Here is a 15,634-nt window from a genome sequence, read left to right as displayed (position 1 = left end):
GTGCGGTTTAATTCAGCGCAATTTTTAATTATTTCACTAATCCGCCACTGGCTTGTAAATCAGCGTGATAAGAAGAGCGAACAAATGGTCCACAAGCCGCATGTTCAAAGCCCATTTCATTGGCTTTCTCACGGAATTCATCAAATTCAGCTGGCGGAACATAACGCGCAACTGGCAAATGATGGCGGCTAGGTTGAAGATATTGCCCCAACGTGAGCATTGTCACACCGTTATCACGTAAATCTTGCATGACTTGTAAAATCTCTTCATTAGTTTCACCTAATCCCACCATTAAACCAGATTTAGTTGGGATATTCGGGAACATTTCTTTAAATTCACGCAATAATTTAAGTGACCATTCGTAATCTGCCCCTGGGCGAATCTCTTTGTATAGGCGCGGCACGTTTTCTAAATTATGGTTAAAGACATCTGGCGGATTATCTTTTAATTTTTCCAATGCCTGTGTAATGCGACCACGGAAATCAGGCACTAAAATCTCAATCTTAATGTTAGGATTAAGTTCACGCACAGCTTTTACACATTCTGCAAAATGACCTGCGCCACGATCAGGTAAATCATCACGATCCACCGATGTAATCACCACATATTTAAGTTTCATATCTTGGATAGTTTCAGCTAATTTTTGTGGTTCTTCAGGATCGGGCGGTAATGGTTTCCCATGTGCAACATCACAGAACGGGCAACGGCGCGTGCAAATTGCGCCTAAAATCATAAAAGTTGCTGTTCCATGATTAAAACATTCGTGTAAATTTGGACAAGATGCTTCTTCACAAACGGAATGTAAACCATGACGACGCATTCCATTTTTGATGCTTTCAATTTTAAGTGAATTTGCCGGAAGTTTAATTTTCATCCATTCTGGCTTTTTCAATAGCTCTTGGTTTGGATCAATATTTTTTACTGGAATAATCGACGTTTTTGCCGCATCGCGATATTTTACACCACGTTCCATTTTGAAAGGCGTTGACATAAGCGTTCCTAAATAAAAATGCCCAAATAGGGCATTTTTGATCATTAAATATTACAAATTTGTTACATTATAGCCTAAAAGCTCGGCAAAGTGTTTAATTAATTTTGGTGAAACCTTATCGCAATTAGCTTCATCTTGATTAACAAAATCCGCTACTTGACACATTTCAAGACCAGCATAGCCGCATGGGTTAATATAATGAAATGGATTCAGATCCATATTGATATTCAATGCTAACCCGTGAAAAGAGCACCCACGACGAATACGCAGTCCAAGAGAACAAATCTTTTTTCCATCCACATACACGCCTGGTGCATCAGGTTTTGGATAACTTTCAATACCATATTCAGCTAAGGTTTTTACCACCGTTTGCTCAAGTGCGGTAACTAATTGACGCACATTTAAATTCTCATGACGCTTAACATCAATGAGCACATACATCACTTGCTGACCGGGTGCATGATAGGTTATTTGCCCACCACGATCCGACTGCACCACAGGTATTTCACTACGCTGTAAAAGATGCTCAGGTTTACCTGCTTGCCCTTGGGTAAATACAGGAGGATGTTGCACCAACCAAATTTCGTCTTGCGTTTCCGCGGTGCGACTATCTGTGAAATTCTGCATTTTATGCCAAATTTCTTGATAATCTTGCAACCCTAACTGGCGAACGATAAGGGAATTATTCATACTAGATAACCATTTTTACGCCTTCAACTTTAGCAAGTTCTTTATAAAGTGTTTCTACCTGCTCAAAGTTTTCAGCAATAATGTCGATTGAAACCGAATTGTAGGTACCTTTACTACTCCGTTTTTCCTTAGGAATATAATCACCTTTAATATATTTTTGAACGACTTGAATTAGATCTTGCGCTAACCCCTCGCGATTAATTCCAGCAACTTTAAATGTCATTTTTGCTGGAAATTCCATTAATTCTTTAAGTTTTGCGTAATCGTTTTCTGTTGTCATATTATTTCCCAATAATAAAAATGATGTGTGGATGGTACACCACCCACACATTACGAATGCCTCAGTTAAAAATGAAAAAAGTGCGGTAAGTTGCTGGCATATTTTATGCAAATAAGCCTTTTACAGTGAGCACGAGCCAATCCCAAGCTTTTCCGAAAATACCAGCTTCGCCCACTTCATCCATCACTTGTAAGTTTACCGCTGCAATATCTTTACCTTCTAATTGATAAATGACTTTACCTACGACTTGGCCTTTTGCTAAAGGCGCTTGTAAGTTTTTACTTTCTAACTCATAGCGAGCTTTCAGCTCATTTTGTTTGCCTTTCGGAACTGTGATAAAGCTATCTTGTAATGTGCCTAATTTCACACTATCTTTATTACCGTAATAAACAGGTTGCTCTGAAATTTCTTTGCCAGCCTCTAAAGTTTTAAATGTTTCGAAATTAGCAAAACCCCATTGTAAAAGTTTTTTACTTTCTACTTCACGACCTTTGTAAGTTGGGACACCCATTACTACAGAAATTAAACGCATATTATTTGGTGTAGTCGCTGAAGCAACTAAGTTATATCCAGCTTGGCTAGTATGACCTGTTTTCATTCCATCAACATTAATCGTTTTATCCCATAATAGTCCATTACGGTTAGGTTGTTTGATTTTGTTAAATGTAAAATCTTTTTCTGAGTAAATTTTATATTCTTCAGGTAAATCACGAATAATATGCGCACCAATAAGCGCCATATCACGCGCGGAAGAATATTGATTAGGATCGTCTAAACCATGCGGCGTGGTGAAATTTGTATTTTTCAAACCAAATTGTTGAACATATTTATTCATTGTTTCTACAAAGTTCGGTACATTGCCAGAGATATGTTCAGCCAATGCCACTGTTGCGTCATTACCGGATACAACAATCACACCACGATTCAAATCTGCTACAGATACTTGTGTATTTAAATCTAAAAACATTTTTGATGAGTCTGGGAAATTACGCCCCCATGCACTCTCACCAATGGTTACCATATCGGTATTGTGAATTTTACCCTGTTTTAAAGCACTCCCTACCACATAACTTGTCATCATTTTAGTTAAAGATGCGGGATATTGACGCTCGTCAGGATTAAGTGCGGCCAAAATTGCGCCAGAATTGTAATCCATCAATACATACGTTTGAGCAGTAATTTGTGGCGGAGTTACGCCAAACTGCATATCCTCTGCAGATACCGAAAAAGCACTAAGTGCCACAAAACTTGATAAAAATGCGATTTTTGTTGTTCTTTTCAACATAGTGTATTCCTACAATTAATTTTTATATGTGTAAACAATTAATGGCTTATTGACTGCCATTTTTTGTAATTTGGTTCTCACTTGTGACATTTGTGTTTCGTTATCAAAAGGCCCAATGTGAATTTCGTATTTATTGCCTGAACGATTTACTTCGACTTGAATATTATCTAATGCGAGTTGTGTAATTAACTTATCAGCTTGGCTACGAGAGGTAACTTCAAGCATTTTCAAACGATAAACGTCATTTCCTTTTTTTTCATTTACCATCTTAAACGACTTATTAGAAGATGCAGTAAATTTTACTAAACGATCAGCTGCTTCTTTAGTTTTCGCATGCTTAGCCAACGTTCTTGTCGCAGCGCCCGATAAACTCCCATTTTTGGCAACATGCAACGCCTCAATTCTAACATGCCCCATACCGCGAGAAATTAATCCTATTTCTTTCGCCGCCGCATGAGAAAGATCAATTAAACGTTTATCACTAAAAGGCCCACGATCATTAATACGTACTATAACTTTACGGTTGTTATGTAAATTAGTCACCAAAGCATAAGAATTTATTGGCAATGTTTTATGTGCCGCAGTAAATTGTGTTGAATTATAAACATCACCACTTGCAGTTCTACGCCCATTAAATTTGAGATGATAGTAACTAGCCATCCCTTCTTTCGCATAGGATTTAGCATCATCTTCAGTTTTTGTCGTATAAGTTTGCCCTTTAACGGAATAAGTACTAGGGGCAGGTACTTTGGTTATAATCGAAAGTTTATCCCCTTGGATACCATACATTTTGTGAGTGTCTGCATGTACTGAAAAGCTAGTAATTATAGCAAACAAAGCAAATGCGGTCAGATTTAATAATGTTTTTAATTTCATAAGCGTTGACTATTTTCATTTATTTACCCTTTTAAGAAAAGTAAAAATGAAATTAGTTCCCTTTCATAAATTTTACTTGATGTGTATGAACTGACATCACCAAGCCAAAAGCAGCCATAATAGCAACGTAAGATGTACCGCCATAGCTGAATAAAGGTAATGGCACACCCACTACAGGCAAAATACCACTTACCATGCCTATGTTAACAAACACATAGACAAAGAAAATTAACGTCGTTGCACCAGCAAGAATTCGCCCAAAAGAAGTTTGCGCGTTCACAGCAATAATCAAACCACGTACAATAATGAACATATAAATGGAGATCAAAATAAGAAAACCAATCATTCCATGTTCTTCACTCATTACAGCAAAAATAAAATCTGTATGAGGTTCAGGTAAGAATTCAAGCTGAGATTGCGTACCCTGCATCCAGCCTTTTCCCCAAAGCCCCCCAGAACCAATCGCAATCTTTGATTGTAAAATATGATAGCCGGCACCGAGAGGATCTTTTTCTGGATCCAATAATGTGAGAACGCGAGTGCGTTGATAATCGTGCATTAGATATAGCCACATGATCGGAATAAATCCAGCTAAGCCAATCACTGCTGCTAAAATTAGCCACCAACTCATTCCCGCTAAAAATACTACAAATAAACCTGACGCACTTACCAAAATTGATGTGCCTAAATCTGGTTGTATAGCCACAAGTAAAGTCGGAATCATAATCATTGCAATCGCAATAAATGTTTCACTTAATTTAGGTGGAAGTGGTCGATTACCTAAATACACAGCAACCATTAATGGAACCGCAAGCTTTACAATTTCAGAGGGTTGAAAACGAATAAATCCAAGATCAAGCCAACGCTGTGCCCCTTTACTGGTTGTTCCAATAGCATCGACTAAAATCAACATGATAAAGCCTATCAGATAAAGATAAGGCGCAATGCGTTGATAAAATTTAGGTGGAAATTGTGCCATGACGAGCATAACAGTAAATCCAAGAAAAACCTGAATAATCCGGTTGTTAAACATAGTTTCACTCGCACCAGTGGCACTATAAAGCACAAGCATGCCATAGGCTGTTATTGCAACTAAGCCAATAAAAAGCCAAAAATCAATATGCAAACGTTGCCATGCGCGCAACCAGAAAGGGATTTTATCTTCCATTTATTTGCTCTCTCTCTTGTGGTAAATCTTCTTTTTGCTGAATGGTTGCATTATATTTTTCAACTTGTGGTAAACGCTGATTTAAATAGTAATCCATCACTTTACGCGCTAAGGGTGCGGCATTACTTGATCCACCACCCGCATTCTCTAAAATAACTGTCACAACCAATCTAGGGTTTTCATAAGGCGCATATGCGGTAAACCATGCGTGATCATGTAGTTCTTTTTTCAATCCCGCCGCATTGTATTTTTCATTTTCTTTTAAACTAAACACTTGAGCAGTACCTGATTTTCCTGCTACACGATAGTTTGCTCCAGCAAAAGCCTTTCTCCCCGTCCCTAAAGCTGAATTGACAACATTATACATTCCACGTTTTGCAGCATCCCAATAGCTTTGTTTAGCCTCTGTAATATCAGGATAAAGCAAAGGATCTTCATAAGGTTTTAGAGTAGATACTTCAATTGCTTTCATTAAATGTGGGGTATTCACCTTGCCATTGTTCACCAATACAGCTGTTGCTTTTGCTACTTGTAACGGGGTTGCAGTCCAATACCCTTGACCAATTCCCACAGAAATAGTATCACCTTGTACCCAAGGGCGTTTATAGCGTTTTTGTTTCCATTCGCGCGTTGGCATATTGGCTGCCGTTTCTTCTTGAATTTCAATCCCAGTTGGCATACCAAAGCCAAATCGTTTCATCCAATCAGAAAGACGATCAATTCCCATACTATGAGCGACTTGGTAAAAATAAGTATCGGATGATTCTGTAATTGCTTTATTTAAATCTGTATAACCATGACCGCTCTTTTTCCAATCTCGAAATCGCTTAGTCGTATTTGGCAATACCCAATAGCCAGGGTCAAAAATCGTCGTATTTTGGCTAATCACATTTTCAGTTTGTGCAGCCACTGCAATAAAAGGTTTCACCGTAGAAGCAGGAGGATACACACCTTGAGTCGCTCGACTATAAAGCGGGCGAGCAGGATCATTTAATAGGCGCTTATAATCTTCTGAGGAAATACCATCAACAAACAAATTATTGTCATAACTTGGCGTGGACACCATAGCCAGCACACCACTATCTTTAGGATCCAATACAACAATCGCGCCTTTTTGCCCTGCCAAAAGATCAGTGATATAACGCTGCAACTCTAAATCGATAGTAAGATAAATACTTTTTCCTGCTACTGAAGGTTGCTCACGTAACTTGCGAATAACTTTACCGCGGTTGTTGATTTCTACTTCTTCAAAACCTGTGGTGCCATGTAACTCATCCTCGTAATAGCGTTCAATCCCCAATTTCCCCATATCATTGCTACCAGAATAATTGGCAAATTTTTCATCTTTTTTCAAACGTTCAACGTCTTTATCATTGATTTTGCCCACATAGCCTAAAATATGCGTCATAATCTCGCCATATAAGTAATAGCGTTTGAAATAAGGACGTACATCTAAACTCGGGTATTGATAGCCACTCACTGCAAAACGTGCTATTTGTTCTTCTGTTAAATTCGGTTTCAATAAAATAGGCGTGTAACGCGTTCCGCGGCGACGTTCCTTTTTAAAATTTTCAATATCGTTATCCGTCAATCCCACAATGTAGCGTAATTCATCTAAAGTGCGGTCTAAATTTTCAGTTTTTTCTGGCACAATGTATAAACCAAAAAAAGTGAGATTTTCGGCTAATAATTTACCGTAACGATCATAGATTAAGCCACGTGTTGGCGGTAAAGGTAATAATTTAATTCGGTTACCATTAGAACGAGTTTGGTAAGTATCGAAATTAACAATCTGTAGCTGATAAATATTAGTGAATAACACGCCTGTTAGTAGCAAAATCCCCAAAAAAGCCACTAAAGTTCGGCGTGCAAAAAGGTTACGCTCCGCTTTTTTATCGCGGAACGGTTCATGAGTTGGCGTATTGAAGAATCGTTTTAAATTCATCTGACTAAAATGAGGATTTACTATTCTCGGTGATAAGGATGATTAGTCGTGAGCGACCACGCACGATACAAACTTTCAGCAACCACAACACGAACAAGCGGGTGAGGTAATGTCAATGGTGAAAGCGACCAGCTTTGCTCTGCGGCGGCTTTACATTCAGGCGAAAGCCCCTCAGGTCCCCCGATCAACAAGCATACATCACGGCCATCGTTTTTCCAGGCTTCTAGTTGCTCAGCTAACTGTGGTGTGGTCCAAGGTTTACCTGGAATATCTAACGTCACGACTTTACTTTTTCCACAGGCAGCTAACATCGTTTTACCTTCTTGTTCTAGAATACGTTTAATATCAGCATTTTTTCCACGCTTGCCTGCTGGGATTTCAATCAGTTCAAAAGGCATATCTTTTGGGAAACGGCGTTGATATTCCTCAAACCCCGTTGTAACCCAAGAAGGCATTTTTGTTCCAACAGCAATTAACGTGATTTTCACAAGTCATCCTTATCTAAAAAGTGCGGTTATTTTTTACCGCACTTTACTAAAATTTACGCCCAAAGTTTCTCTAATTGATACATTTCACGCGCGTCACGTTGCATGATATGTACGATTGCTTGACCAAGATCCACAACAATCCAATCTGCAGTATTTTTACCTTCTTCACCAAAAGTTTCAAAACCTGCTTTTTTACATTCTGTAATTAAATTATCTGCCATTGCAGAAACTTGGCGGCTCGATGTACCCGTGCAAATAATCATATTATCCGTAATCGATGATTTTCCACGTACATCAAAATGTACAATATCTGTTCCCTTTAACCCATCTAAGGTTTCCATCAAAAATTCAACTAATGCCATTTTGTTCTCGCTTCGCAATAAAAGTGCGAGATTCTATCATTTAATACCCTCTCGCGCAAAATCCACGCAAAACAAGTATGTTTTAATATTTTAATAAATCCCCCCACCATAAAAACTTAAAACTAATCTATTCATTATTACAATTATGGCTATATTCAAGGTAAACTAAAGAGTCAAGTCCTATAAATTACAAAATTCACTTTCTGAGTGAGGGAAATATAATCCTTCGAAATCAGATTAGCCATGGACTTTCGATAACAGTAATAATGTTTTAGGAGATTCGATGAAAAGTTTCAAATATTTTGCTCAGAGTTATGTGGATTGGGTTATTCGTCTTGGGCGCCTTCGTTTTTCTCTTTTAGGCGTGATGATTCTTGCGGTTTTAGCACTTTGTACTCAGATTTTATTTAGTTTATTTATTGTTCATCAGATTTCTTGGGTAGATATTTTTCGTTCGGTAACTTTTGGCTTACTCACTGCGCCTTTTGTTATTTATTTTTTCACTTTATTGGTCGAAAAGCTTGAACATTCTCGTCTTGATCTTTCTAGCTCGGTGAATCGGTTGGAAAATGAGGTCGCAGAGCGAATTGCCGCTCAGAAAAAATTATCCCAAGCATTGGAAAAGTTAGAAAAAAATAGCCGTGATAAAAGCACCTTACTTGCCACAATAAGCCATGAATTGCGCACGCCATTGAATGGGATTGTGGGGCTTAGCCAGATTTTACTTGATGATGAATTGGATGATCGCCAGCGTAATTATTTAAAAACTATCAACATAAGTGCGGTCAGTTTAGGCTATATTTTTAGCGATATTATTGATTTGGAAAAAATTGATGCCAGTCGAATTGAATTAAATCGCCAGCCAACAGATTTTCCCGCCTTATTAAACGATATTTATAATTTTGCTAGTTTCCTTGCCAAACAAAAAAATCTTATTTTTTCTTTAGAGCTTGAACCTAATTTGCCTAATTGGTTGAATCTTGATCGTGTTCGCTTGAGCCAAATTTTGTGGAACTTAATTAGTAATGCGGTGAAGTTTACAGATCAGGGAAATATTATTCTGAAAATTATCAGAAATCAGGATTGTTACCATTTCATTGTGAAAGATACAGGAATGGGGATTTCGCCTGAAGAACAAAAACATATTTTTGAAATGTATTATCAAGTGAAAGAAAGTCGCCAGCAAAGTGCGGGCAGCGGTATTGGGCTGGCTATTTCTAAAAATCTCGCTCAGTTAATGGAAGGGGATTTAACGGTTGAAAGTGAACGAGGAAAAGGTGCTACTTTCCATCTTACTCTCCACGCTCAGGAAATTTCTGAAAAAGAATCCGTTAAGAAAAATATTCCATCCTTGACCATTCTTTTAGTGGAGGATGTTGACCTCAATATTATGGTTGCGAAAACAATTTTAGAAAAACTTGGGCATCATGTTGATGTTGCGACAAATGGCAAGCAGGCGATCACTTTATTTGAAAAAAATGTTTACGACATTTTATTGCTAGATATTAAATTACCAGATATGAGTGGTTTTGAAATCGCCCAATATTTGCGAGAGAACTATGAAAACGGTATTTATGATTTTTTACCGCCAATGATTGCTTTTACCGCCAATGTTATGCAAAGCGAGCAAGAATATTTAGAAATGGGCATGGATGGCGTATTACGTAAACCCATTTCAATTAAGGATTTACACCATTGTCTGCAGCAATTTTTTGTGGATGAAAGTGAATCTATTATAGAAATAAATGATGATAATGAGCTTTCAGAACAGTTTGATTTAGCGCTGATAGAAACGCTTGGAAAACCCCAAATTTTAGAAAATTTATCTTTATTCAAACAAACTATGCCAAATTATATTGTTCAATTATCAAAAGATAATATGAAAGAAACGGAAGATACCGCCCATAAAATTAAAGGGGCAGCGGCATCGGTAGGGTTAAATCATTTACGTCAATTAGCGGATACTTTAGAAAGTGCGGCTAAAAATTCTGATGTTTTTAATTGTGGAGAATTGATTGATAAAATTGGGAATCAGTGGTTAGAAAATGTAGAAGACTTAGCTAAATTTTGTAAAGTAGAGGAATAATCCTTTTAGGAATTTATTTAGATATCAAAGGTGCGTTATAGTCATCATTTTATGAGATAAAAAGAACCCGGCTTTGGCCGGGTATTCTGTTTTTATTATCTATTTAATATTCCTTTATGTCTTAACAACGCATCTAATTGTGGTTCACGGCCACGGAAGCGTTTGAAGAGTTCCATTGGTTCTTCTGAGCCACCACGCGTGAGAATTTCATCTAAGAATGATTTGCCGGTGATTGGGTTGAAAATACCTTCTTCTTCAAAGCGTGAATAGGCATCAGCTGATAAGACTTCAGCCCATAAATAGCTGTAATAACCTGCGGCGTAGCCCCCTGCAAAAATATGGCTGAAACTGTGCGGAGTTCTTGCCCAATCTACGCCTTTTATGACGGCAACTTGTGATTTCACTGATTTAAGTGTATCCAAAACTTGATTGGTTTTTTCCGCATCAAAGGTGTGATGCAAACGGAAATCAAAAATCCCAAATTCAAGTTGACGCAAGATAAACATTGCGGCTTGGAAATTTTTCGCTTTTAACAATTGCGTGAGCTTTTCTTTTGGCAACGGCTCGCCTGTTTCGTAATGCCCTGAAATAAACGCCAAAGCCTCCTCTTCCCAGCACCAGTTTTCCATAAATTGGCTTGGTAATTCCACGGCATCCCAAGGCACACCGTTAATCCCCGCTACATCGGAGACATCAATTTGCGTGAGCATATGATGAATGCCGTGACCAAATTCGTGGAATAGGGTAGTCACTTCATCATGCGTAAATAACGCTGGCTTATTCCCTATCGGTGCGTTGAAGTTGCAAGTTAAATAAGCCACAGGCGTTTGAATGCTGCCATCCAGTTTACGCTTACGTCCGATACAGTCATCCATCCACGCACCACCACGTTTGTGTTCGCGTGCATATAAATCAAGATAGAAACTGCCACGGAGTTGATCGTTTTCATCAATTAAATCAAAAAAACGCACATCTTTATGCCAAGTATCTACGCCTTTGCGTTCAACTGCACGAATATTGAAAATGCGTTTAATTAATTCAAACAATCCTGAAATCACGCGATTTTCAGGAAAGTAAGGGCGAAGTTCTTCATCATTAATAGCGTATAAATGTTGTTTTTGTTTTTCGCTGTAAAAACCAATATCCCAAGGCGCAAGTTCAGTGACACCAAATTCTTTTTCGCAGTAATCTCTCAATTCTTGCAGTTCTTTTTCGCCTTGTGGTTTGGCACGTTCGGCAAGATGATCTAAGAAATTGAGCACTTGTTGTGGGTTTTCTGCCATTTTGGTGGCAAGTGAAAGTTCGGTGTAAGTATTAAAACCGAGTAATTTTGCTAGCTCTACGCGTAATGTAAGAATTTCTTCCATAACTTTACTGTTGTCCCATTTGCCAGCATTAGGGCCTTGTTCTGAGGCGCGTGTTGCATAAGCATGGTACATTTCTTCACGCAATGCACGATTTTCACAGTAAGTCATCACAGGCAAATAACTTGGAATTTCTAACGTAAAACGATAGCCTTTTAATCCTTTACTTTCGGCAGATTGTTGTGCAGCTTGTAGTGCAGATTCAGGTAACCCAGCAAGTTCTGCTTCGTTTTCAATGAGTTTTTCCCAACCCATGGTGGCATCTAATACGTTATTGCTAAATTGTGAATTTAATTCCGATAAGCGCGTCACAATTTCGCCATAACGTTGTTGTTTGTCTTCTGAAAGCCCGATACCTGAAAGTTCAAAATCACGCAGTGAATTTTCAATGGCTTTCTTTTGCGCAATAGAATAGTCAGTAAATTCAGCACTATTTTTTAACGCCAAATAGGCATTATAAAGCCCTTTATGCTGACCAACCCAAGTGCTGTATTCAGAAAGTAACGGCAAGCACGCTTGATAGGCTTCACGTAATTCAGCACTGTTTTTTACTGAATTGAGATGAGAAACGGGTGACCAAGCTCGGTTTAAGCGATCATTGGTTTCCGTTAAAGGCAAAATGAAATTTTCCCAAGTAAAGTGCGGTTGTTTTAACACTTGTTCTATCGTATTGCGACAATCTTGAATTAATTTTTCAACAGCCGGTTGAATATGTTCTGGTTTTATTTGTGAAAATGGCGGTAGGCCTTGAATGTTAAGTAATGGATTTGACATAGACATAAATGTTCCTTTTTTGAAAATTACTCTTTATGTGACGGCAAATTCTATAATATCAAGGTTGAAAAATCTAAAAAATCAGTAATAATGGTTCGCATTTTCTTTTTATTAGGAACATTATGAAGTTTATTTACATTGTTTTAGGTTTTCTTTCTCTTGCACTTGGCATCATTGGAATTTTCCTTCCTATTTTACCGACCACGCCTTTTTTATTGCTTACCTTATTTTTCTTTACAAAAGGTTCAAAACGCTTAGAACAATGGTTTTTAGGCACAAGTATTTATCAAAAACATCTTAAGTCTTTTAATGAAAATCGATCATTAAAGAAAAATACCAAAATTTATATTTTGAGTTTTTCGACCACAATGTTGCTTATTGGTTTTTATTTCACGCCAAGCGTAATAGGGCGTAGCGTTATTGCAGCGTTGATTTGTATTAAGTATTGGTTCTTCTTGTTTTGGATTAAAACTGAAAATGAATAATTTTCTCGCTTTGTGCCAGCGAAGTACAGTTATTCTTTCTATCATTTTTACGGTGGTGGCTTGTGATAAATTGGATAATCCAAAATCTGCTTCACCACAAGTTGAGACACCTAAAAATACTCAATTGGAATCTAACCGAGTTGAATTAAAACGTGGTGTTTATAGCGATTTTACTTTGCAACCTTGGCAAGCACAAAACGAAGAACAAACGCAATTATTACGGGATCTTTTTGAGGGCTTAACAGCTTATGATGCCCAAGGTAATCTTGTTCCTGCCGTGGCAGAAAGCTGGCAAACTAAAGATAATAAAACGTGGATTTTCATTTTGCGTGAAAATGCCAAATGGTCAAATGGTGAAGCGGTGACTGCCTCTGATTTTGTACAATCTTGGCAAGCACTTTCTCAATCTGAAAGTCCACTTAAAAATTATTTGGCTTTCATGAATCTGAAAAATGCGAAGGCAGTATTGGAAAAAACACTAACTGTGGAATCGCTTGGATTGTTCGCTGAAAATGACCGCACTTTACGCATTGAATTAGATAAAGCATCGCCATATATACCTTCTATGCTGGCGCACGTCAGCCTTTTGCCTCGCTATACAAAATCGCCTGAAATGCTTATCAGCAATGGCGCCTATCAATTACAAAGCCAGGCTGAAAATCAGCATATTTTAACTGCCAATCCTTATTATTGGGCAAAGGAAAAAGTGATATTTCAGCAAGTGAAGTATCAAAAAATTGCAGCAGATAGAGATTTGTCTGATTTTGATGTTGTAATAAATCCGCAAAAAACAGTTCAAAATATCCAAGATTATCCGCAACTTTGTACTTACTTCTATGAGTTTAATCTTGCCGATCCTATGTTGCAAAAAAGTGCGATAAGAAAAGCGATTGCTTCGATGATTTCTACGAAAAATTTGGTTGCAGATATTTCTCATCTTCATCCAAGTAATACTTTTTTACCTAAATCTATGCTAGGTGAGCAAGAATCTGTTTGGGAGCCAGTTGTTGCAGAACAGCTTCTTCCCCATAATCAAATTAGTGAAACTAACCCGTTGAAATTACGCATTCGTTATGATGATTCGTCTCTGAATCAAACCATTGCAACGCGATTAAATCGTCAGTTATCGCAATCAGATTTATTACGAGTTGAACATCAAGGGATGAGTTGGCAAGAATTGCAAACGGCTCGCACAAAAGGCGATTTTCAATTAATTCGATCAGGTTGGTGCGCAGATTTTAATGATCCTGTCGCTTTCTTAAATTTGTTCTATTCCAAAAGCCCTGATAACAAAAATGGCTATAAAAATGCAGAATTTGATCGTTTATTTGAAAGTGCAATGACGACAACATCCGAAAAAGTGCGGTTAGAAAATTACGCGAAATTAAAAGGGATAGTTCAACAAGAATATTTAGTGTTACCCATTTTTCAATATAATACGCCAGTTTATCTTACGCCAAGTATAATGGGCGCACAAGCGAATTCTGTTGGAACCATTTATAGTAAAAATTTGTGGCGAAAGGTTAAAAATTAGTAATTTTAGATTAACTATGATTAAAAATAAAAACCATACTATTTTACCTGGATCATAATTAGAGATCTTTACTTTATAAGTATTAATTCTGCCATATATACTATTGAAACTACTTTCAATATTGGCATGTGGGAAAGAATAGCTTGTAAGAATTAAATTTTATAATCCTTACCAGCTTTTTTATTTGAAAAATCCTGCATAAATAAGATCTTATGCTTTCTCGTTAAACTAACGTGAGTAGCGTAATTTATTCTCAAGCACCTTAAACCGTCCTTTTATCCTATTTGTAGTTTTTTCAATATTTAATTCTATATATTTCTCATAAGTAAAAATATATTCATAATATAGGGAGTTAAGCACATTTTTAGCAACTATTTGATCCTATAGGCCTCCATATTTCATAACTGTAATAATAAATAAGCTATGTATGTATTCATATAAAAATACTTAATCTTTATCATTAATGATATATCTTACTAACATTTGTAATTCAGGAATAACTTGCTCTAGAAACCAAGGATTCTTTCTTACCCAAAGCTGATTACGTGGGGAAGGATGCACGAGAGGCATAAAGTGCGGTAAGCATTGACGATAATTTTTTACAGTCCCAGTTACATTATCTTTGTTTTCAGGTAGATAATATTTCTGTGCATATTGCCCAATAAGAATAGTGAGCTGAATATTAGGCAGGTGCTCTAAAATTATCGGATGCCATTTTTCTGCAAAACCTTGACGAGGTGGTAAGTCACCAGATTTACCTTTTCCAGGATAATAAAAATCCATAGGAAGAACCGCAAACATCCCAGAATTATAAAAATAATCGTAATCCACACCTAGCCAATCACGCAGACGATCACCGCTTTTATCATTCCAATATAAACGAGTCTGCTCAGCTTTTAACCCTGGAGCTTGACCAACGATATTAATTCGAGCTATTTTAGGAGCCGAAAATAAAGGGAAAATTCCACGTTCTGTAAAATTTTTATTTTGAGGATCAGCGATAATACTTGAAGTTATTTCGTCTAAAGTTTTAAACATAATGGCTGTCATTAGAAATGAGTGTATAAAGTCTATTTAAAAAATATGAAAAATCCAAACTCTAAATGATATAAATAGGTATATTTATTAAAACTATATTGTAGGCAATACAAGACTAAAAACTTAGTGCTGAAATAAAATCTCTATTTCCTGCTTTAATTCTTTTCATGAAATAATAAGTAGATTGTAAAAAACAAAAACCCCATATCTTTCGACACGGGGTTCTTATCTTTTATTCTACTCTGCTTTATTCTATTTATGTATTTGG

At 37.1% G+C, this 15,634-nt stretch carries 14 protein-coding genes; 3 read left to right on the top strand and 11 right to left on the bottom strand.

What is annotated here, in order from left to right; genetic code table 11:
- Positions 1-28: 28 nt before the first annotated feature.
- The 9 genes from lipA to rsfS all read right to left on the bottom strand — a co-directional run bounded on the left by lipA (position 29) and on the right by rsfS (position 8,085).
- Entirely contained in the window at positions 29-991 is a 963-nt protein-coding gene (gene lipA / locus AAX18_RS08430) for a lipoyl synthase (RefSeq protein WP_005628755.1), read from the bottom strand.
- A 51-nt stretch (positions 992-1,042) separates the two neighbouring features.
- Positions 1,043-1,681 carry a lipoyl(octanoyl) transferase LipB gene (gene lipB / locus AAX18_RS08425; protein WP_046953555.1) on the bottom strand — a complete coding sequence of 213 codons (639 nt, stop codon included), beginning with the start codon at positions 1,679-1,681 and terminating at the stop codon, positions 1,043-1,045.
- 1 nt (position 1,682) lies between these two features.
- On the bottom strand, positions 1,683-1,961 hold the full coding sequence (ybeD, locus tag AAX18_RS08420; protein ID WP_006995721.1) for a DUF493 family protein YbeD: 279 nt from the start codon (positions 1,959-1,961) through the stop codon (positions 1,683-1,685).
- Positions 1,962-2,064: 103 nt separating this feature from the next.
- Positions 2,065-3,246, bottom strand: coding sequence for a D-alanyl-D-alanine carboxypeptidase family protein (locus tag AAX18_RS08415; RefSeq protein WP_005628763.1), 1,182 nt, complete (start codon positions 3,244-3,246; stop codon positions 2,065-2,067).
- Positions 3,247-3,261: 15 nt separating this feature from the next.
- The gene (locus AAX18_RS08410; RefSeq protein ID WP_046953554.1) at positions 3,262-4,122 is read right to left on the bottom strand and encodes a septal ring lytic transglycosylase RlpA family protein; all 861 of its coding nucleotides are present in this window, start codon (positions 4,120-4,122) and stop codon (positions 3,262-3,264) included.
- Between the two features lie 52 nt (positions 4,123-4,174).
- Entirely contained in the window at positions 4,175-5,290 is a 1,116-nt protein-coding gene (rodA, locus tag AAX18_RS08405; protein WP_005628767.1) for a rod shape-determining protein RodA, read from the bottom strand.
- Positions 5,280-7,235, bottom strand: a complete 1,956-nt coding sequence (mrdA, locus tag AAX18_RS08400; RefSeq protein ID WP_046953553.1) for a penicillin-binding protein 2 — start codon at positions 7,233-7,235, stop codon at positions 5,280-5,282. Before mrdA ends, rodA begins: the two co-directional genes overlap by 11 nt.
- Before the next feature lie 20 nt (positions 7,236-7,255).
- Positions 7,256-7,723 carry a 23S rRNA (pseudouridine(1915)-N(3))-methyltransferase RlmH gene (gene rlmH, locus AAX18_RS08395; protein WP_046953552.1) on the bottom strand — a complete coding sequence of 156 codons (468 nt, stop codon included), beginning with the start codon at positions 7,721-7,723 and terminating at the stop codon, positions 7,256-7,258.
- Between the two features lie 53 nt (positions 7,724-7,776).
- A complete protein-coding gene (gene rsfS / locus AAX18_RS08390; RefSeq protein ID WP_005635481.1) occupies positions 7,777-8,085 on the bottom strand; it encodes a ribosome silencing factor in 309 nt (102 codons plus the stop codon).
- Between the two features lie 283 nt (positions 8,086-8,368).
- Here rsfS and AAX18_RS08385 point away from each other — a divergent pair, with 283 nt between their 5' ends.
- Positions 8,369-10,171, top strand: coding sequence for an ATP-binding protein (locus AAX18_RS08385; protein WP_046953551.1), 1,803 nt, complete (start codon positions 8,369-8,371; stop codon positions 10,169-10,171).
- 95 nt (positions 10,172-10,266) lie between these two features.
- On the opposite strand, the gene prlC is transcribed toward AAX18_RS08385, so the two are convergent.
- Positions 10,267-12,309, bottom strand: coding sequence for an oligopeptidase A (gene prlC / locus AAX18_RS08380; protein WP_046953580.1), 2,043 nt, complete (start codon positions 12,307-12,309; stop codon positions 10,267-10,269).
- Positions 12,310-12,431: 122 nt separating this feature from the next.
- On the opposite strand from prlC, the gene AAX18_RS08375 reads away from it, so the two are divergent.
- Positions 12,432-12,794 carry a YbaN family protein gene (locus tag AAX18_RS08375; RefSeq protein WP_005627297.1) on the top strand — a complete coding sequence of 121 codons (363 nt, stop codon included), beginning with the start codon at positions 12,432-12,434 and terminating at the stop codon, positions 12,792-12,794.
- Positions 12,787-14,328 carry a peptide ABC transporter substrate-binding protein gene (locus tag AAX18_RS08370; RefSeq protein ID WP_046953550.1) on the top strand — a complete coding sequence of 514 codons (1,542 nt, stop codon included), beginning with the start codon at positions 12,787-12,789 and terminating at the stop codon, positions 14,326-14,328. The genes AAX18_RS08375 and AAX18_RS08370 overlap by 8 nt, the downstream gene beginning before the upstream one ends.
- Before the next feature lie 447 nt (positions 14,329-14,775).
- On the opposite strand, the gene AAX18_RS08365 is transcribed toward AAX18_RS08370, so the two are convergent.
- On the bottom strand, positions 14,776-15,366 hold the full coding sequence (locus tag AAX18_RS08365) for a uracil-DNA glycosylase family protein (RefSeq protein WP_046953549.1): 591 nt from the start codon (positions 15,364-15,366) through the stop codon (positions 14,776-14,778).
- Positions 15,367-15,634: the final 268 nt, after the last annotated feature.

Source organism: Haemophilus haemolyticus (assembly GCF_001008205.1).
GTDB lineage: Bacteria > Pseudomonadota > Gammaproteobacteria > Enterobacterales > Pasteurellaceae > Haemophilus > Haemophilus haemolyticus_Q.
Note: the sequence above shows the minus strand (reverse complement) of the source record. Positions and strands in the feature narration are given on the sequence as shown.